At 65.9% G+C, this 18,395-nt stretch carries 19 protein-coding genes and 1 riboswitch; of the genes, 15 read left to right on the top strand and 4 right to left on the bottom strand.

Translation table 11 applies throughout. The features are described 5' to 3' along the window. Nucleotides 1–164 precede the first annotated feature (164 nt). From ACN0YL_RS03320 to thiD, 6 genes are all read left to right on the top strand, one after another. Complete coding sequence (locus ACN0YL_RS03320) at nt 165–416, top strand: hypothetical protein (RefSeq protein ID WP_417497021.1); 252 nt, start codon at nt 165–167, stop codon at nt 414–416. 75 nt (nt 417–491) lie between these two features. Further along, the gene (locus ACN0YL_RS03315; protein ID WP_417497020.1) at nt 492–1,604 is read left to right on the top strand and encodes a glutathione S-transferase N-terminal domain-containing protein; all 1,113 of its coding nucleotides are present in this window, start codon (nt 492–494) and stop codon (nt 1,602–1,604) included. Between the two features lie 64 nt (nt 1,605–1,668). Beyond that, complete coding sequence (locus ACN0YL_RS03310; protein ID WP_417492310.1) at nt 1,669–2,559, top strand: LysR family transcriptional regulator; 891 nt, start codon at nt 1,669–1,671, stop codon at nt 2,557–2,559. A gap of 230 nt (nt 2,560–2,789) precedes the next feature. Next, entirely contained in the window at nt 2,790–3,629 is an 840-nt protein-coding gene (locus tag ACN0YL_RS03305; protein ID WP_417470982.1) for a hypothetical protein, read from the top strand. A 67-nt stretch (nt 3,630–3,696) separates the two neighbouring features. After that, on the top strand, nt 3,697–4,656 hold the full coding sequence (locus ACN0YL_RS03300; RefSeq protein ID WP_417492312.1) for a tetratricopeptide repeat protein: 960 nt from the start codon (nt 3,697–3,699) through the stop codon (nt 4,654–4,656). 22 nt (nt 4,657–4,678) lie between these two features. Further along, the gene (gene thiD / locus ACN0YL_RS03295) at nt 4,679–5,488 is read left to right on the top strand and encodes a bifunctional hydroxymethylpyrimidine kinase/phosphomethylpyrimidine kinase (RefSeq protein WP_417492313.1); all 810 of its coding nucleotides are present in this window, start codon (nt 4,679–4,681) and stop codon (nt 5,486–5,488) included. An 8-nt stretch (nt 5,489–5,496) separates the two neighbouring features. Here the strand turns inward: thiD and ACN0YL_RS03290 are convergent, their stop codons facing one another. Continuing rightward, nucleotides 5,497–6,399, bottom strand: a complete 903-nt coding sequence (locus ACN0YL_RS03290; RefSeq protein ID WP_417492314.1) for a DMT family transporter — start codon at nt 6,397–6,399, stop codon at nt 5,497–5,499. A gap of 1 nt (nt 6,400) precedes the next feature. Beyond that, complete coding sequence (locus ACN0YL_RS03285; RefSeq protein ID WP_417492315.1) at nt 6,401–7,534, bottom strand: aminotransferase class V-fold PLP-dependent enzyme; 1,134 nt, start codon at nt 7,532–7,534, stop codon at nt 6,401–6,403. 91 nt (nt 7,535–7,625) lie between these two features. Between ACN0YL_RS03285 and ACN0YL_RS03280 the strand changes: the two genes are divergently transcribed. From ACN0YL_RS03280 to ACN0YL_RS03270, 3 genes are all read left to right on the top strand, one after another. Further along, on the top strand, nt 7,626–8,804 hold the full coding sequence (locus ACN0YL_RS03280; protein WP_417471043.1) for a phosphoserine transaminase: 1,179 nt from the start codon (nt 7,626–7,628) through the stop codon (nt 8,802–8,804). A gap of 62 nt (nt 8,805–8,866) precedes the next feature. Further along, nucleotides 8,867–9,436: an acyloxyacyl hydrolase gene (locus tag ACN0YL_RS03275; RefSeq protein ID WP_417470974.1), complete on the top strand. Its 570-nt coding sequence runs from the start codon at nt 8,867–8,869 to the stop codon at nt 9,434–9,436. A 3-nt stretch (nt 9,437–9,439) separates the two neighbouring features. Next, entirely contained in the window at nt 9,440–10,270 is an 831-nt protein-coding gene (locus ACN0YL_RS03270) for a PIG-L deacetylase family protein (RefSeq protein ID WP_417497019.1), read from the top strand. A gap of 10 nt (nt 10,271–10,280) precedes the next feature. Here ACN0YL_RS03270 and ACN0YL_RS03265 read toward each other — a convergent pair whose 3' ends face one another. Beyond that, complete coding sequence (locus tag ACN0YL_RS03265; protein WP_417497018.1) at nt 10,281–10,844, bottom strand: hypothetical protein; 564 nt, start codon at nt 10,842–10,844, stop codon at nt 10,281–10,283. A 134-nt stretch (nt 10,845–10,978) separates the two neighbouring features. On the opposite strand from ACN0YL_RS03265, the gene ACN0YL_RS03260 reads away from it, so the two are divergent. Continuing rightward, on the top strand, nt 10,979–12,268 hold the full coding sequence (locus ACN0YL_RS03260) for an adenylosuccinate synthase (RefSeq protein ID WP_417497017.1): 1,290 nt from the start codon (nt 10,979–10,981) through the stop codon (nt 12,266–12,268). Between the two features lie 27 nt (nt 12,269–12,295). Then, nucleotides 12,296–13,501 carry a hypothetical protein gene (locus tag ACN0YL_RS03255; protein ID WP_417497016.1) on the top strand — a complete coding sequence of 402 codons (1,206 nt, stop codon included), beginning with the start codon at nt 12,296–12,298 and terminating at the stop codon, nt 13,499–13,501. 3 nt (nt 13,502–13,504) lie between these two features. Here the strand turns inward: ACN0YL_RS03255 and ACN0YL_RS03250 are convergent, their stop codons facing one another. Then, nucleotides 13,505–14,599, bottom strand: coding sequence for an acyltransferase family protein (locus ACN0YL_RS03250; protein WP_417497015.1), 1,095 nt, complete (start codon nt 14,597–14,599; stop codon nt 13,505–13,507). 190 nt (nt 14,600–14,789) lie between these two features. On the opposite strand from ACN0YL_RS03250, the gene ACN0YL_RS03245 reads away from it, so the two are divergent. The 4 genes from ACN0YL_RS03245 to ACN0YL_RS03230 all read left to right on the top strand — a co-directional run bounded on the left by ACN0YL_RS03245 (nt 14,790) and on the right by ACN0YL_RS03230 (nt 18,393). Further along, nucleotides 14,790–15,311: a hypothetical protein gene (locus ACN0YL_RS03245; protein ID WP_417497014.1), complete on the top strand. Its 522-nt coding sequence runs from the start codon at nt 14,790–14,792 to the stop codon at nt 15,309–15,311. Nucleotides 15,312–15,419: 108 nt separating this feature from the next. Continuing rightward, nucleotides 15,420–16,205, top strand: coding sequence for a helix-turn-helix domain-containing protein (locus ACN0YL_RS03240; RefSeq protein WP_417497013.1), 786 nt, complete (start codon nt 15,420–15,422; stop codon nt 16,203–16,205). A gap of 101 nt (nt 16,206–16,306) precedes the next feature. Continuing rightward, nucleotides 16,307–17,833 (top strand): serine hydrolase domain-containing protein, encoded by a 1,527-nt coding sequence (locus tag ACN0YL_RS03235; protein ID WP_417497012.1) that lies wholly within the window; start codon nt 16,307–16,309, stop codon nt 17,831–17,833. 98 nt (nt 17,834–17,931) lie between these two features. After that, nucleotides 17,932–18,030, top strand: a riboswitch (TPP riboswitch). Then, a complete protein-coding gene (locus ACN0YL_RS03230) occupies nt 18,025–18,393 on the top strand; it encodes an MmcQ/YjbR family DNA-binding protein (RefSeq protein WP_417497011.1) in 369 nt (122 codons plus the stop codon). (Overlaps the previous riboswitch by 6 nt.) Nucleotides 18,394–18,395: the final 2 nt, after the last annotated feature.

The following is an 18,395-nucleotide window of genomic DNA, read 5'->3' as shown; positions in this document are numbered from 1 at the left end:
TAAAGAGGCCGGTCCGGGATATCCGGGCCGGCCTTTTTGCGTGTCCGGGCCCGGATGGTCGCGGGCGCATAAACTTATCATTAATCAATTATGACGGGCGCGAGGTCGCAGAATGTAGACACTGCAGGTCCTGACTGATGTGAGTCCCTGAACTGGATGCCCGCATGATCCGCACTGATCGCATGACCTGGCAACGCTCAGCCCGTTATGTGGCACTGGCCTCCTGGGCGCTGGCCGCCGCCCTGACCGTTGGCATGGGCTGGCAGGCCTGGACGGCGGTCCAGGACACGAGCGGTCCCAGCCGCTATGACGGACGTCGGGTCGATTCCTCCACCACGCCGACGACGCTGCAATCTGCGGCCCGCATTGTTGCCGACAAGAATCGGAATGGACGCCAGCCGGCGGCGCGGTCCTAGCACACCAGCCGCACACCGGTGCTTGTGCCGCGCGCTGCAAGCGTACAGACTCCTGATAACACAAGGGAGTCCCCCATGAGCTATACGCTGATCGGCACCGCCGTTTCGCTCTATACCGGCAAGGCACGCGGCTATCTGCGCTGGAAGAATGTGCCCTTCCGCGAACAGCTCTCGACGGCCCGGACCTATAAATCCGTCATCCTGCCGCGGGTCGGCTGGCCGGTGGTGCCGGTGCTGCTGCATGATGACGGCAGCGAGCACGGCGCCGTCGTCCAGGACACGACCGAGATTATCGATTATGTCGAGGCGCACGAGCCGGGCCCCTCCGTCTATCCGGCCGGTCCGGTGCAGAAACTGGCCGCCCTGATCCTGGAACTGTTTGGCGATGAGTGGCTGGTCATTCCCGCGATGCACTATCGATGGGCCTATAACCGCGACTTCGCCCAGGGCGAGTTTGGCGCCACATCCTTCCCCGACCTGCCGCCGGAGGAGCAACGTGCGGCGGTACAGAAATCGGTGGACTTCTTCTCGGGCGCGCTGCCTGTACTCGGCATCTGCCCGGAGAGTGTTCCGGCCGTCGAGGCGGCCTTCGAGGCATTCCTCGCGGCTTTCGAGGCGCATCTCGAGCAATATGACTTCCTGTTCGGGACGCGGCCCTCGATCGGCGATTACGGTTTTCTCGGCCCGCTCTATGCGCATTTGCTGCGCGACCCGGCCTCGGGCGAAATCATGGAACGTCTGGCGCCGCGCGTCGCCGACTGGGCCCGCCGCACCCACGCGCCGCAGCATGCGCTGACCGGCGACTTTCTCGAAAACGACGAAATCCCGCCGACGCTGATGCCGATTCTCGAAATGTTTGCTGCGCAGCAATTGCCGGTCCTGTTCGACACCGCCGCGGCGCTGGGAGAGTGGGGCGAAGCCAATCCGGATGCGCAGGAATTGCCGCGCATACTCGGATTCAACAAGGCCGTGATCGGGCATGGCGACAATCGCGTCGAGACCGACCGCGCCATCATCCCTTATCCACTGTGGATGCTGCAGCGCGTGACCGATCACCTCGCCTCGCTACGTGGTGTTGACCGTGAACAGGCCAATGAATTGCTGCGCAGCATTGGTGCAGCAAAACTGATCGATTTCCAGTCGCCCCTGCGGCTCGCACGGGAGAAGTTCAAACTCGTGCGGGGGTAGGCTCGCTTGATCGGCTTGGGCGAATGCCGCATGAATTCGGCCCGCTTTATCGCTTGAGGACATCATGGACCGGATCGACGCCTTGCGGCTTTTCTCCTCTGTCGCCGAGCTGGGCAGTTTCACCCAGGCGGCCGAGCGCGAGGGCATTACGCCCGGCGCAGCCTCGAAGCAGATCACGGCGCTGGAAACCCGGCTGCAGGCGCGCCTGTTCGAGCGCACGACGCGCTCGGTCCGTCTGACCGAGGCCGGCGGCGCCCTGCTCGACCGGGTCCGGCCCTGGCTGGGTGAATATGATGCGCTGGAAGAGGGTGTCGCCGATGCCCGTTCCGCTCCGGCCGGCCTGCTGCGGGTCACCGCCTCGGTCGATTTCGGTGCGCGCCAGCTGATGCAGCCGATCGCTGACTTCATGGCGACCTGGCCGGGCGTCGAGGTGCGGCTGTCGCTGGTCGACCGCATGGTCGATCTGGTCGAGGAGGGTTTTGATGTCGGGGTGCGGATCGGCAATCTCGATGACAGCGCCCTGATCGCCCGCCGTCTGGCCCCGGCCTGCATGGCACTGGTTGCCTCGCCGGCCTATCTCGCGGCGCGCGGTACGCCGCAGCACCCCTCCGATCTCGCCACCCATGACGTCATCATCGACCGTAACAAGCCGGCGCCGCAACAGCTCAAATTCACCCGCGGTGGCGAAGAGACCGAGGTCCGCGTCACCGGCCGGCTTACCCTCAATGGCGCCAGCGCCGCGATCGAGGCGGCCGCAGCCGGCGTCGGCATTGCCTGCTCGCCGCGCTATGCCGCAGAAGCTGCACTGGCCGATGGCCGCGTCGTGCCGCTGCTGCCCGACTGGCAGCCCGAGCACCGCAATCTCTGGGCTGTCTTCCCCTCGAGCCGCTATCTCACCCACCGGGTACGCCTGTTTGTGGATCACCTCGCCGGGCACTTTACCGACAGCATCTGAGGCTGTGGGAAAAGGCGTGGAAAAGCTGTGCAGGGTCTGTGGGCAAACCTGTGGGCAAGCATGCTGGCTGGGCAGGCAGAGCCGTTTCGTCACCGCGCTCGGGCGGGGAAGGTGTGGCGGGATGGCCGCAAGGCCAGCTTGTCTCCGACCTGCCCCGATTTCCCGATTCTGCCCTGTACCGCATCATGGTATAAGGCCCGCAGAAGCAGCATAGAATTCCGGGGGAAATGATGAAAAAGCTGATGGTAATCGCGCTGGCCTGCGCCGGGCTGACGGCCTGTGCCACCACCGATGCCGGGCCGGGCGTGGGCGGCGGGCTCGCCAGCAGCGCCTTTGACTATGCGCCGTCGCGGGCCAATCGATCCACCGACACGCGCTTTGGCTACCGTCTCGCCGGCGAGGGCTGGAGCGGACGGATGGTGTTTGAATCGGTTGGCGGCGAAGCGCGGGTCGATTTCAGCCTGGATGGGGTCGGCGCCGGTCCGGCCCGGGCCGAGCTTCTGATCGCGATGCCGTATCTGGATGGCGGCGTGCGCCGCTATGACGGCGTGACCAGCGAGGGCCGCGATGTCTTCGTCGAACTCCAGGCCGGGCCCTGCCACAATCCCGACGGCGGCACCGACCCCTATTTCGCGACCGTGCGGATGGGCGCCACTGCCCTGAGCGGCTGTGCGTTGGAAACCGCGCCGGTCGACCGCTGGTCGAACTATCTCGCCGCCTATCTGCCGGCGATCGATGCCTGCCTGGCGGAGATGGCAGGCGATGCCGATCATGTCTCGCTCGCCTATACCCTGTCGGGTGGTGCGACCGGCATCCGCCTGGTCGATCATGACGGCGGCAGCTGGGAGTGCGCCACGCGCGAGAATGGCAACCGGGTCAATACGCTGCGTCCCATCGATGCCGCCGACGCGGTCCTCGGCGAGGGCGACCCGATCTTCGTTCGATCCTTGATGCCGTCCGCCGGGCTGAGCTGCTATATCTTTGAATCCGTTCGCGATGCGGAGGGCCGGCTGATCGGTGCCCTGGGCTATGACAGCTGTGATGGCGGCCCCGCCGGGAGTATTGGCTGACCCGATCGGGCCGCTGCGACCATTGCACTTAACCCGGCCTTAACGCGAAGCGGTCGAGGGCTGGGATATGCGCGCTCTGATCTATCTCTGCCTTGCCGTTTTGACCGCCTCTCCGGCCCAGGCCGAACTGCGCGATTTGCGTGCCCGCCTGAGCGGGCAGGAGGGTCTGGTCTGGATTGCCTTTGACGGGCAGCCGACGCTGCTGCGACGCGAGGAGACGGACCATGGCGTCGATCTTGTCGTCGAGGGGATCAGCCTGGAAGCGCGCCGGATCACCCCGCGGCATCGCGAGCTGGTGACTGCCATCGTGGTCGAGCCGACCGAGGGCGGTGCCCGCATCCAGCTGCAGGGCGAGCAGGCCTGGGCCGCCAGCGAGGCCGAATTGCGCCAGGGCGGTGTGCTGGTACGGGTGCATCTGGCCGAAGCCTCCGCGACGATCACGCCCGCCATGCCGGCCGCGGCCTATCCGGCCCCCACTCCAGACTGGCGCCCGACCGTGACGTCAGGACCGGACCGGGTAGCGGCCCCGGCACCAGCATCGATCCCGCTCCCGGCAACGCCCGCACCTGACCGGCCAGAGCCCCGCGCGCCAGCTGCCTTGACCGCGCCGACCGCAGCGTCTGCCCCCGCTGCGGCATCACCCAGGTCTGCCGCGCCGGCGCGCGCAAGCGCGATGCCGGCCCAGGCCGGGGCGGCGGCCGCTGCCGCACTGCCGGCTGAATTGAGCGCTTGCGCTGCCGCTGCTGCCGCCGTCGAGGCCAATCCATGGGATGACGGGCCGCTGATGCAGCATGCCGGCTGCCTCGGCCGCGCCGGCGATCCTGTCGCGGCGATCCGGATTTACGAACAGATCCTCGCCTTCGAGCCCGAGAATGTCACCGCAGCGCTGGCGCTCGCTGATCTGCGCCTGCAGCAGGGCGATCGCGACGCAGCACGGGCGCTCTATCTGCGCGCGGCCGATCATGCGACCAGCGATTCCGAAGCGATGCGGGCGCGTAGCCAGGCGGCAGCACTGCCGCGGGACTGACGCGCCGAACAGGGAAATATCCATGACCGATCTCGAACATGCCGGCCGCGTCCTGGTGATTGCCGGATCCGATAGCGGCGGCGGTGCCGGCATCCAGGCCGACATCAAGGCGGTTGCCGCGATGGGTGGCTATGCCACGACCGCGATCACCGCCATCACCGCCCAGAACACGCTCGGCGTTGCCGCCGTGCATCCGGTCCCCGTCGAAATGGTCGTCGCCCAGATGACCGCCGTGCTCGACGATATCGGCACCGATGCGATCAAGACCGGCATGCTGGTCAATGAGGCCATCGTCCTCGCCGTGGCCGAACTGATCGAACAACGCGCGCCCGGCATGCCCTTCGTGCTCGACCCGGTGATGGTCGCAACCTCCGGCGATGCCCTGCTCGATGCCGGCGCCGAGGCTGCGATCCGCGACCGGCTGCTGCCGCTCGCCCTGCTCGTGACCCCCAATATCGCCGAGGCCGAGCGTCTGGCCGGCGGCAAGATCGAGGATATCGACGGCCAGATCGGGGCCGCCGAAGCGCTGATCGAAATGGGCGCGCGTGCAGCCCTGGTCAAAGGCGGGCATGTGCCCGGCAGTGTCGCGCGCGACGTGCTGGTCTCCTCGCGCGGCATGGAAATCATCGAGCGCCCGCGCATCGACACCCGCCACACCCATGGCACCGGCTGCACCCTGGCCTCGGCCATCGCGGCCCTGCTGGCGCGCGGCTTTTCGCTCTCCGACGCGGTCAGGCATGCAGGCGATTATCTCTTTGAAGCGATCTCGCGCGCGCCGGGTTTTGGTGCCGGCCATGGCCCCGTCGATCATATGTGGATGATCCGCGAATAGGGCTGCGCTCACACGGGTGGCGGCACGGCTTTCTTGCGCGCGATCCAGACGCCGGCGAGGATGATCACCAACGCCAGCAACGCGTTCCAGCCCAGGGTTTCGCCGATCAGCAGGCCGGTTGCGACGGCGGCGACCGGGGTCAAGTAATTGACCGTCGCCAGGAAGCTTGGCCCGGCCGTGCGCGCAATCTGCATCAGCAGGACCGAGGCCAGCGCCGTCGGCCCGATCGCCAGCCAGAACACGCTCAGCCAGGCTGAAACCGGTGCGGCCGGCATCCGGGTCAGGTCCCACAGCCCGAAGGGCAGGCAGAGCAGTGCGCCCATGATCAGCATGCCGGCGCCCGAGAGCGAGGGCGGTGTGTCGGGCAGGAGGCGGGCCAGCACGGCATTGATCCCGTAACAGATCGCCGCGCACAAAATCCCGATCTGGGCCAGCAGCCCCGACCCGCCCAGCCCCTGCAGGGCGACCGGTCCGAGCAGGATAACCACGCCGCCGAAACCGATCAGGAAACCGGCCAGGCGGCGGGCATTCATCCGTTCGCCGGGCACGAAAACATGCGCCAGCGCGATGGTGGTGAGCGGCATGGTGGCGATCAGGATTCCGGTCAGCGAGCTGTCGATGGTCTGTTGGCCCCAGCTGATCAGGAAGAAGGGCGCGGTATTGCCGAACAGGCCCAGCGCGCCAAACCAGAGCCAGCGCCTGTCATTGAGCGGCGGCAGGCGGTGGCCGCGGGCATAGGTCCAGCCGGTCAGTAGAATGGCTGCGCCGCCAATGCGCACCAGGATCAGCGCAGAGGGCGAGAAACTGATCACTGCGTGCTTGATGAAGGCATAGGCCGAGCCCCAGAGCAGGGTCAGCACGAGCAGCATGGCCCAGTCGCGCAGGGACGGGTGGTGAGGCGTGTGGGTCAATTCAGAGCTCGGCTTTCAGCGCGGCGACCAGCCGGGTCAGGTCGGCCTGGTCGTTATAGAGATGCGGCGTCACCCGCAGCCGGTCGCCGCGTTGCGAGACGAAGACCTGGTGTGCGGCCAGACGTTTGACCAGATCGACCGGGGCGCCGCCGGGCAAAGCGAGGCAGAGATAGTGCGGCGCGCGTTGCGGTGTCGCATCGCGCAGACCCAGCGGAGCGACGGTTTCGGCGATTTCGGCGGTGCGCATGGCCAGCGTCGCGGAAATTTCCTCCGGACCCCAATCGAGCAAATGTTGCAGGCAGACATTCGCGGCGGGCACCAGCTGGAAGCCGGAGCGCTCGCCCATGTCGAAACGGCGCGCACCGGGGGCGTATTCATCGGCATAATCGACCAGGCGGGCGAAATCCTCGGCCCGGTCGCGCACGATCCAGTTCTCCTCAAGCGGTTCGCCGCTCTGGTGTTGCGGTGCGACATAAAGCGCACCGATCGAATAGGGACCAAGCATCCATTTATAGCAGGCGGCGACAGCGAAATCGGGCTGGATCGCCGCCATATCGAAGGGCAGGACGCCGAGTGACTGGGTCAAATCGAGCACCAGGGCCGCGCCCTGGCGCCGGGCCGCATCGCTGATCGTGGCCAGGTCGAGCCGGCCGCCATCGGCCCAGTGCACTTGCGGGCAGGCGACGATCGAGGTCGCGGGGCCGATCGCGGCGAGCATGGCATCGGTCCAGCTCTGGTCCTCACGCCGCGAAACGGTGCGGATGCGCGCGCCATACTGTTTCGCCAGGCCTTGCCAGACATAGATATTCGACGGGAATTGCGCGTCGAGGACCAGAATTTCCGACCGGGCATCCGGGGCCAGATTGCGCGCGGCTGTGGCGAGGCCATAGGAGGCGGCCGGCACGATGGCGATATCGTTGCGGCTGGCCGCGAACAGGGTTGCAGCGCGGGTGCGGAAAGCTTCCGGCGCGTCGAAGAAGTCGGCCCGGATATCCAGCGTCCAGGGCTGCGTCTTGCGCGCATAGCTGATGGCGCCGGCGCCCGATGCCGCAATCGGCATCGGACCCATATAGGCGGCGTTGAAATAGGCGACCTCGCGCGGCAGGTCGAACAGGGCGCGCTGTGATGCGATCATGCAAAGCCTCTTGCCCCGCTGCGCGCGGGGCGTCAACGTGTCGGAAACTTCCCCGCCGCCTTATGATCCGGAGATACAAGTGGCCGATTCCATGACAGCAGCCGTCGACACCCCCAATTCCAAACCCATGATCCGTCCGGCCGATCCGCGCTTTTCCTGTGGACCGGTGAAAAAGCATCCGGGCTGGACCTGGGAAGGCCTGTCCGAGGCGCCGCTCTCGCGCACCCACCGTGCCGGCCAGGCCGTGGCCCGGATTCGCGAATCGATTGATCGCACGCATGCGCTGCTGGAACTGCCTGAAGGCTACAAGGTCGGCATCCTGCCCGGCTCCGACACGGGCGCGATGGAAGCGGCGATGTGGTCGCTGCTCGGCCAGCGCGGCGTTGATGTGTTTGGCTGGGACGTGTTCGGCAAGCGCTGGATTCTCGATGCCCGCGACGAGCTGCCGCTTGAGGATTTACGCATTTTCGAGACCCCGGCCGGGCAATTGCCGGATCTGGCGCAGTATGACGGCAAGCGCGATACGGTCTTCACCATGAATGGCACGGCGGCCGGCGTCTGGGTGCCCGATCTCGACTGGATCGATCCGGATCGCGAGGGGCTGACCCTGTGCGACGCGACCTCGGCGGCGTTTGCAGCCGAGATCGACTGGTCGAAGATCGACGTCCTGACTTTCTCCTGGCAGAAGTGCCTCGGCGGCGAGGCCCAGCACGGCATGCTGGTGATGAGCCCGCGCGCGATCGAACGCCTCAACAGCTACAAGCCCTCCTGGCCAATCCCGGGCCTGCTGCAACTGCATTCCGGCGACAAGGCGAATATGGCCGTTTATGAGGGTTCGACCCTCAACACGCCGTCGCTGATGTGTGTCGAGGATTATGTCTCCTCGCTGAAATGGGCCTCGCGCATTGGCGGCCTGCCCGAGCTGATCCGCCGGCGCGAAGCGAATTTCGCGGCGCTGGACGCCTGGGTGCGCCAGTCCGACTGGCTCGGCTATCTGTGCGAGGACGAGGCCGCGCGTTCACCGGTCTCGGTGACGCTGAAATACACCGATCCGCGCGCCGCAGCCCTTGATACCGAGGCGCAATGGGACCTGACCAAGCGGATTTGCAGCCTGCTCGAGCGCGAGAATGCGGCGCTCGACATCTCGATGCACCGCCAGTCCGTGCCCGGTATCCGCATCTGGTGCGGCCCGACGGTGGAGCGTGATGATATGGCCGCACTCGGTCCCTGGCTCGACTGGGCCTGGCGCGAGGCGCTGGACGCGGCGTAGCGGGCGCGCTATCGGTTGGCCAACAGGGGGTCTGTAGCAGGCCACAGCTCAAAGGGGTGATCATGACACGTTGGATGATGGCGGCTGCCGCCACTGCATTGCTGGCCGGGGCCGCCCAGGCCGAAGATCGCGGCATGGAGTTCCGCCTCGGCGTGACCGCCCATGATCTGGCCGACCATGTCGAGGACGGGCCGAATGTGACGGCGGAACTCCTGTTCGCCTCACCGGACTTCCTGTCGGGCATCTGGTCGCCGCGGCCCTATATCTACGGCTCTTTCAACACCAACGGGCTGACGAATTTCGGCGCTGCCGGCCTGGCCTGGAATATCCCGCTCTCGGATCGCTGGCATCTCGAGATCAAGGAAGGCCTGTCCTATAATGACGGCGTGGTTGATATCGACCAGAATTCGGCGCCAAGCGATCCGAACCGGATCCGTCTGGCGACGACGCGGGCGCTGATGGGCAGCCACTATCTCTTCCACACCACCCTCGGCCTTGATTACGACATCAATGACCGCTGGGCCGTCGGTGCCTATTACGAGCACATCTCCCACGGCCAGATCCTGGCTTCGGGCCGTAACCAGGCACTCGACAATGCCGGTGTCCGCCTGAGCTATCGCTTCGGAGGCTAGGCCATGCCTCGCTCGCCGGTGATACGATTCGTGATCGTCGTCGCCGGCGTGCTGGCCATCCTGCTGGCGGCCGCCTGGCTCTGGCTCGACGCCCAGTTTGACGAGCCCGGCGCGCGGCGCGTGCCCTCGATCGCGGGCGAGCTCGGTGCCCGTTCGGTGCTGGCGGTCTTCGCACATCCCGATGACGAGCAATCAATTACCGGCCTGCTGATCCGGGCGAACCAGCGCGACGATGCGGTGACGCGGATGATCACGGCAACGCGCGGCGAGGCGGGCACGCCCTTGCCCCAGGTCAGCCGTCCCGGCGAGCTGGGCATTATCCGCCACGCCGAAGTGCTCAAGAATGGCTGGGCGCTGGGGCTCGAGGAACAGGCGGTCTGGGATTATCCCGATGGCGGACTGTCGGATGCGGACTACGAGGTCTATGTCGGGCGCCTGATGGAGCGGATGCAGGCCTGGCAGCCGGATCTGATCGTCACCTTCTGGCCGGAGAGCGGCCTGTCCTGGCACCCCGATCACCGCACCGCCGGACGTGCCGCGACCGAGGCCGTGCAGCGTTTGCGCGAACTTGATCCCGACACGGCGCCGCGCGCCATCGCCTATATCCTGGCGCCGAGCCGCATGATGGGCCGTTTCGGCGGCGAGCGTGGCCAGCATGTCGTCGCCAACCAGCCCGAGCCCAATCTGCAAATGCCGGGCGAGGGCTGGGCCAAGGTGCGCGGCTGGCAGATCCATGCCTCGCAACGCGATTATCTGCGCCACGCCTACGGTCTCCCCGCCGAGCTGCTCTATGCCCTCTACGACATGGAACACTACTACGTCGTCGAGTTCTGAGCCGCCTTGCCTATTCGCCGCGGGCTGCGGCCGCCTCGGCTGCGCGTGGGTCGGTCTCCTGGCGCACATAGATGCCGACAAACCAGTCAGACCAGCTGCCATCACTGCCCTGTTGCTGGAAATGCTGCCGGACGGAACCATCGTCCTGCAGCGTCCAGACACCGCGGAAGGGCGCGCGAACGCCATTGCCGGTATTGTGGATTTCGCCGGTTAATTCCATGGCGCCATCGGCATTGAGCCCGCCGGTATAGTCGATGAAATTGCCCGGGCTGACCCAGACCTGGCGCCAGGCGCCGACGAGGGGGTCGTAGAAATTCATGCTCTCGCCGGTACTGCCACTGGCGCCGCGCCAGCGTTCGGTAATCAGGCAACCACCCTGGGCCCTGGTGATCGAGTTGTGGCCCTGATAGGGGCCGTCATCGGGCGCATAGACATTCCATTCGCCGACCCAGAAATCGAAATCATCATGCATGGTGTCGTTGCATCCTTGTGGCGCCGATTGCCAAGCGCTGGCGTTCGGCGTCATGGCAAAGGCGAGCAATGCCGAGGCGAGAAGTGTTCGTGCTGAAATCATCATGGTCTCCGCATGAAACTGCCGATGGAGGATTTTCCGGGCACGATGTTGTCGGCATCGCCGGATGAATGCAAATTGATCTGGTCCGGGTCACGGCTTCGTGACAAAAACCCGCGACAGGACAGGAGTCAGACATGGCGAACGTAACCGTGGTGGGCGCCCAGTGGGGCGATGAGGGCAAGGGCAAGCTGGTCGACTGGCTCAGCCATCGCGCCGATGTCGTCGCGCGCTTCCAGGGCGGGCATAATGCCGGCCATACGCTGGTCGTCGGCGAGAAGGTCTACAAGCTGTCGCTGCTGCCCTCCGGTGTCGTGCGCGGCAAGCTGTCGGTGATCGGCAATGGCGTCGTCGTCGATCCCTGGGCCTTCATCGCCGAAGCCGAGCGCATCAGCGCCCAGGGCGTGGATATCAATCCCGACGTCGTCAAGATTTCCGAGACCGCGGCCCTGATCCTGCCGATCCACCGCGAACTCGATGCCTTCCGCGAAAACCGCGATGATGGCGAAGCCATCGGCACGACGCGCCGCGGTATCGGTCCGGCCTATGAAGACAAGGTCGGGCGCCGCGCCATCCGCGTCATCGATCTGATGGACGAGACCGCGCTGAAGGCACGCGTCGCCGATATCCTGCACCATCACAATGCCCTGCGCCGCGGGCTCGGCCATCCGGAATACCCGGCCGCTCAACTGCTCGCGGAAATCCTCGAGATCGCGCCAAAAATCATCCCCTATGCCGCGCCGGTCTGGCGGGTGCTGGCGGACGCGATCCGCGCCGACCAGAAAGTCCTGTTCGAGGGCGCCCAGGGCGCGCTGCTCGATGTCGATCACGGCACCTACCCCTTCGTCACCTCGTCCAACACCGTCTCCGGCCAGGCCTCGGCCGGTACCGGCGTTGGCCCGAAGGATGTCGGCTATGTGCTCGGCATCGCCAAGGCCTATATGACGCGCGTCGGCGCCGGTCCGTTTCCCAGCGAGCTGCACGATGATGACGGCCAGCAGCTCGGCGAGCGCGGCCATGAATTCGGCACCGTCACAGGGCGCAAGCGCCGCTGCGGCTGGTTCGATGCGGTGATCACGCGCCAGACCCTGCAGGTCGGCGGTGTGTCGGGGGTTGCCCTGACCAAGCTCGACGTGCTCGACGGTTTCAAGACGCTGAAAGTCTGCGTCGCCTATGAGCTCGACGGCGAGCGGCTCGATTATCTGCCCGCCGGCAAGGAAGCCCAGGCCCGGGTCACCCCGGTCTATGAGGAGCTTGAAGGCTGGCAGGGCTCGACCGCCGGTGCGCGCTCCTGGGCCGATCTCCCGGCCGAAGCGGTCAAATATGTCCGCCGCGTCGAGGAATTGATCAATTGCCCGATCGCCCTGGTCTCGACCAGTCCGGAACGCGAGGACGTGATCCTGATGCAGGATCCTTTCCGGGCGTAATGACCGGGCGGGGAGGGGCGTGAGGACATGGCTGTTACAAAGGCCCTGATCCTCGCCGTCGCCCTGCTGACCGGGATATTGCTGTCGCTGCCGCGTATCGCCGGCAACCGGCTCTGGCGCGCGACGATCACGCCGCTGGCCTCGATCATCGGCAGCGGTTTTCTCGTCCTCGGGCCGGTGCTGGAAACCTCCTATGGCTATCTTGCACCGCTGGTGATGGCAGGCTTGTGCGCCGGCGCCTGGCTGTTCGGCGCCGCGATTCGCGCCAATATCCATCAGCTTGACCAGGCCACCAGCCCGCGCAGCGCGCTGGAAACCCGGATCGAGACGGCCGCCTCCTGGGTGCTGGCCTTCGCCTACATCATTTCGGTCGCCTATTATCTCAACCTGTTGGGCGCCTTTGGCGTCAGCCTGACCGAGGTTGATGACCGTTTCCATGCCCGGCTGCTGGCCAGCGCCGTGCTGGTGTTGATCCTGGTGGTCGGCTGGACGCGCGGTTTCCATGCGCTGGAACGGCTGGAACAGGTCTCGGTCGGCATCAAGCTGGCGATCATTGCCGGGCTGATTTTCGGACTGATCCTGTTCAATGCCGAACATTTGCGCGCCGGCGATCTGCAAGTCACCGCGCCGGAACTGACCGGCTGGCCGGCCATCACCCTGGCCTTCGGCCTGATCGTCACCATCCAGGGCTTCGAGACCTCGCGCTATCTCAAGGCCAGCTATGACGCTGCCACCCGTATCCGCTCGATGCGCCGCGCCCAACTGATCTCGACCGCGATCTACATCGTCTATATCGCGCTGATTGCTTACGTCTTCACGCCCAGCGAACTGCCCTTCAGCGAGACCGCGATCATCGACATGATGCGGATCGTCGCGCCCATCCTGCCGGTGCTGCTGGTCGCCGCCGCGCTCAGCGCCCAGTTCAGCGCCGCCGTCGCCGATACCGGCGGATCGGGTGGTCTGATGGTGGAGCTGAGCGGTGGCCGCATCAAGCTGCGCCAGGCCTATGCCGTGCTGGTCGGGACCGGGCTGGTACTGACTTGGACGGCCAACCTGTTCGAGATCATCGCCTACGCCTCGCGCGCCTTCGCGCTCTACTACGCCCTGCAGGCGGCGCTCGCGGCGCTCGGAGCACGCCGGGCCGGCGGGCAGAACCTGCGGATGGTGGGCTATGCCGGTCTGTGCCTGCTGGGATTGGCGATCACTGCGTTCGGGACGCCGGTCGAGAGCTAGGGGCTACTCCGCCGCGACCATGCGTGGCTGACGCATCCGGTTCAGCAGGCGGGGCTTCATGGCCAGCGCCGGTTTTTCGACCGTCACCCGCAGCAGCCAGCCGGCGGCAATGGCGCTGACGGTCATGATCGCGAACAGGGCGTTGGCGCCGATGCCCGGGATCAGGGCGAAGGCCATCATGCCCAGCGGCCAGTGCAGGATATAGACGCCGTAGGAGACATCCTCGACCTCGCGCAGCGCCTTGCCGATGCGGCCGGGCACGTCGAGGAAACCAACCCAGAGATAAAGCCAGGCCAGCGCGATCTGCAGCATCACCGGACCCAGCGCCGTGCCCTGGCTGGCGATGGCGGCGAGCAGGGCCAGGCCGACATAGCCGGCCGAGAGCGGCAGCTGGTCGCGGGCGGCATAGAATCCGGCACCGATCATGAAGGCGGGACCAAAGCGGGCCATCGAGCCGATCGTACCCTCGCCAATGCCGCTATAGCCAAAGATCTGGTAGAGGGCGCCGAAGCTGACGGCGAGACCGGCCCAGATCAGGATCACGGTGCGCGAGCGATACAGGCCGACTGCGGCCAGCAGGCCGACGCCGAGATAGGCGAGCAACTCATAGCGGATCGTCCACAGCGCACCATTCATGGTGCCGCCGATCGGTGAGGCGTTGAACACTTCCGGCAGGCCGGCCAGCGGATCGGCCTGGGAGATCACCATCAGCGGGAATTGCAGGGTCTGGGCATGGCTCCAGTATTCGCCGAGCGACAGCTCGGTGAAGAGCGGACCAACCACGAGCCACATCAGCAGCACGGCCGCAATCAGCCCCGGGAAGATGCGCAGCACCCGCGATGCGGTGAAGGAGAGCATGTCCCGGTTATTGAGCAGGCTGGCGGTGATCATATAGCCGGAGAGGATGAAAAACCCGTCGAGCGCCAGCTGTACCGTCGCATCGACAAATTCCGGCCACACCCCGTGATAGGGCAGCCCCATCGGGATCAGCACCGCATGGGCATAGACAACGACAATCGCGAAGACGATCCGCATGGCGGTGAATGTGTTCGACTTGTCTTCGAGCCGGCCATGGCCGGAATGAAAGATCGCCCGCATGATTTCGTCCTCATTTGACCGTTTGTCTTAGGGAATGAGCAATAATTGGGCCGCGATCCGTCAAATGCGGGCCGCGCGGTAAATCTCTTGTTATTGAATTGAATTTGTTGAAAAAACCGGCGCCCAACTTGGCCCGGGCTTAAACCGGATCGCCCAGACTTTCTCCCGTATTGGGAAAAGGGAGGGGCCGATGTCCCGTTTTTGGTTGCGCAATTCACTCGCCCTGGCGGCTGGCCTGGGGCTGGTGGCCGGGTTTGGCGCCCCGGCCCTCGCCGATGATTGCGCGCGCTTCGCGGCCGCGCGGGACAATTATCTCGGCCAGACGGGCGATGGCATGAGGCAGGCGCTGGAACAGATGGCGCGCCAGCGCCAGGTCCCGGTCGAGGCGGCAGCCTTTTATTGGGGCGGCACCCTGCTGCAGGCCGATGACCGTGCCAGCCTCGCCAGTCTGGCGCAATTGACGCTCGCCACCTATCAGTGGGCGGGCAATTCGGACCGCGCCGAACACGCCATGACCCGCATCGCCGACGAGCATGGCAGCCGTGTCGCGGCCCTGTATGCCGGTCTGATGTTCTCCGATGACCGCGGCGCGCGCGATCCCTACCGGGCCCGGGCCTATCTCGCCGAGGCGGCCGATGGCGGCAATCGCGATGCCGACGCCTTCCTGCCCATGCATGATGCCTGTTTCGGGCAGAGGATGGCGCAGAACTGATGGCGCGCGGCGGCGCGTCCGGTTTCTGAACAGGATTTCATCATCCAAATCGCGATGCCGGTGCATCATGGTGACGGCCCGGAATTTCGCCGCGCCGGGAGATTGATGATGCAACACGCGCAGCTCTTTGCAGGCGGCGGGACCTGCGCCCGGCTCAGCTATTATGCCCGGGGCGGGTCGATGCCGGCGCACCATCATGGCGTCCACCAGTTTTCCTGCCTGCTGGCGGGCGAGTTTCTCGAAGCGCATGCCGGGCGTGAGCGGGAAATCGGACAGCCCAGTGTCGGCGTCAAACCCGCCGGTCTCGAGCATCACAATCAATACGGGCCCAACGGGGCCCTGATCCTCTCGATCAATCTGGAGCCGGACCGGCTGGACGAGTATCTGCCGGGGCGTTCAATCGACTGGCGCTGGCAGGCGGGTGTCATGACCGGGCGCGACCGGCGTTCGGCAATGACGCTCGCCGCGCTCCCGCACGGATCGGACGCCGAGGCGGAGGCGATCATTTGCGATCTGCTGGCCGTCATGACGCCGCAGCGCGATCAGCGCAGTGGCGCATCGCCTGGTCCGGCAGTGCCCGGCTGGCTCGTCCGCGCACGCGATGCGCTGCGCGACAGTACGGCCGCTCCCGACCTGAAACGCATCGCCGATGAAGCCGGCGTTCATCGCGTGCACCTGTCGCGAGCCTTCCGTGACCGGTTTGGCGTGCCGCCCAGCCTGTATCGCCGCCGTTGCCGGCTGGCGGGGGCGATCGCCGACATGCTGCAGGGGGCGTCGCTCGCCGACGCGGCCCATGGCGCCGGCTTTGCCGACCAGAGCCATTTCACGCGTCTGGCCAGGAGCGAAACCGGCTATTCGCCGCATCGGCTCAAAACCCTGCTCGCCGCTGCCTGAGACGGCGATGTTACACCCGTTCAATACCGGCCCTGTGTGCCTCTGCTTGACTGGGTCTTGAAATGCTCCCGAGCGGGGAGCGCATAAATGGAGCACCAGGCATGTTACGTCACACTCTCGCGGCCATCAGCGCCCTTCTTCTGACCGGCACCGCGACACTGGCCGAGACGCCCCGGGGCGCAGCCGCGCAGCTGGACGAATTTCTCGACCGCTTTCCCGATCTCGGTCCCGGCTTTGCCGTCGTTGTGGTGACGCCCGACGATATCATCATGAACCGCACCCAGGGGCAGCGCCGCGCCGTGACCGGGGCACCGATGACGTCTGAGACGCCGATCTATATCGCCTCGCAGACCAAGGCCTATATGGGCCTGCTGGCGGCGTATCTCGACCAGGAGGGCATTCTCGATCTCGACAGCGCCATCACGGATCACTGGCCCGACCTGCAATTTCCCGAAGGCGTCGATCCGGCCGACTGGACCCTGCGCGATCTGATCTCGCACCAGGTGCCGATCGAGGCCGACATGATCGTCGTGCTGGAAGCCTATGTGCTGCAGGTGCAGGCGCGTGATTATCCGGGCCTGATCGCCAATTACGCCAGCGTCCGCGAGCCGGGCTTCCAATATGACAATCTCGGCTACAATATTTACGGTGCCATCCTCGAGACGGCGACCGGACGCTCCTGGCAGGACTGGCTTGACCAGGTGATCTTCGATCCGCTTGGCATGGAGCACACCTCGGCGCGCACCTCCGATTTCCCGCTCGACGACCTCTCCTGGGGGCATATCTGGCAGGGCGAGGATGCGGGCTGGTACGAGGTCCGGCCCAAGACCGATGCCATCATGCAATCGGCGGGCGGGCTGGTGACCTCGACCGGGGATATGGCCCAGTGGCTGCAGCTGCAATTGCGCGGTGCCGGGCCTGAGGGCAGCGGTATTAGCGCTGCCATGTTGAGCGATGCCCAGGCCGTTGCGGCGCAGACGCATAGGGATGATCGCCGCAATGCGATCGAACTGCCCTGTTCCGGCTATGCGCTGGGCTGGAATATCTGCGATTTCGAGGGCCATGCGCTCTATGTCCATGGCGGCGGCTATACCGGTATCCGCACCATGATGGCTTTCGCGCCCGATCTCGGTGTCGGTATCGCCACCTTCTCCAATTCCGACAATATGACCGGCTGGGTCACCTCGCGCACCGTGATCCAGTATCTGCAATTCCTCACCGGGCATGAGGATGCCGAGAGCTGGTCCGAGGCCCGGCCGCGCCTCTATCCGGAACGCGCCGCCTGGCTGCTCGACCGGCGCCAGGATAGCCTGGCCGAGGCCCGTGCCGAAGAGCGCTGGGGCGGCTGGAGCTGGCAGCCTTCGGTGACAGAACTCGCCGCCTATGAAGGCCGCTGGAGCACCGGCGATCCCTATCTCGATTTCGACATTGCGCTGGAAGATGGCCAGCTCGTCGCGCGCTGGGGGGATTACGCGGTCACCATGATGCCCGCCACGCCTGACCTGTTTGGTGGTCAGACACACCCGCTCGCCGAACTGGAGGGTTTTGGCTTCAGCCGCGATGCGGCCGGCGCGCTGAACGGTGTCGTCTGGGACGACCGGCACTATACGCGCATTCCCGGCCATTAGGGCTGGCAAGACCGGTCAGGGCGAGCCTGTGTGCCCGGTCGCCATGCTGCCGGGCACATGCGCTTGCCAGAATCACCGGCGGGCGGCATGCTCCGTTCAAGATTTCCGAGGGGCGTCCTGGCAGGTGTCAGGTCTGAGAAGCACCCTTAGAACCGGATCCGGGTCATGCCGGCGTCGGGACGGAGCGGACCATGGACGAAGCCGAATTCAACGCCTTCTGCGGCACGCTGCCCGCCACCAGCACAGTCGTGCAGTGGGGTGAGGCGCATGTCTGGAAAGTCGGCGGCAAGGTGTTTGCCGTTGGCGGCTGGGCGAAGGATGTTGAAGGCTTCGCCATCTCGTTCAAATGCTCGCCCCTGACCTTCGAGATCTACAAGGACGAGCCGGGCATGCGCCCCGCCCCCTATCTCGCCTCGCGCGGCATGAGCTGGCTGCAATGGACCGGCCCGGAAACGCTCGATACCGACACGCTGCGCGACTATCTCGGCGAAAGCCACCGGATCGTCGCCGCCGGCCTGAGCAAGAAGGCCCGCGCCGAGCTCGGCCTGCCCACCGAATAACC

The sequence above is a fragment of the Maricaulis sp. genome (assembly GCF_048269565.1).
In the GTDB taxonomy this organism is placed as follows: Bacteria; Pseudomonadota; Alphaproteobacteria; order Caulobacterales; family Maricaulaceae; genus Maricaulis.
The sequence above is the reverse complement of the archived record's forward strand: the minus strand, read 5'-3'. Positions and strand labels throughout refer to the sequence as shown.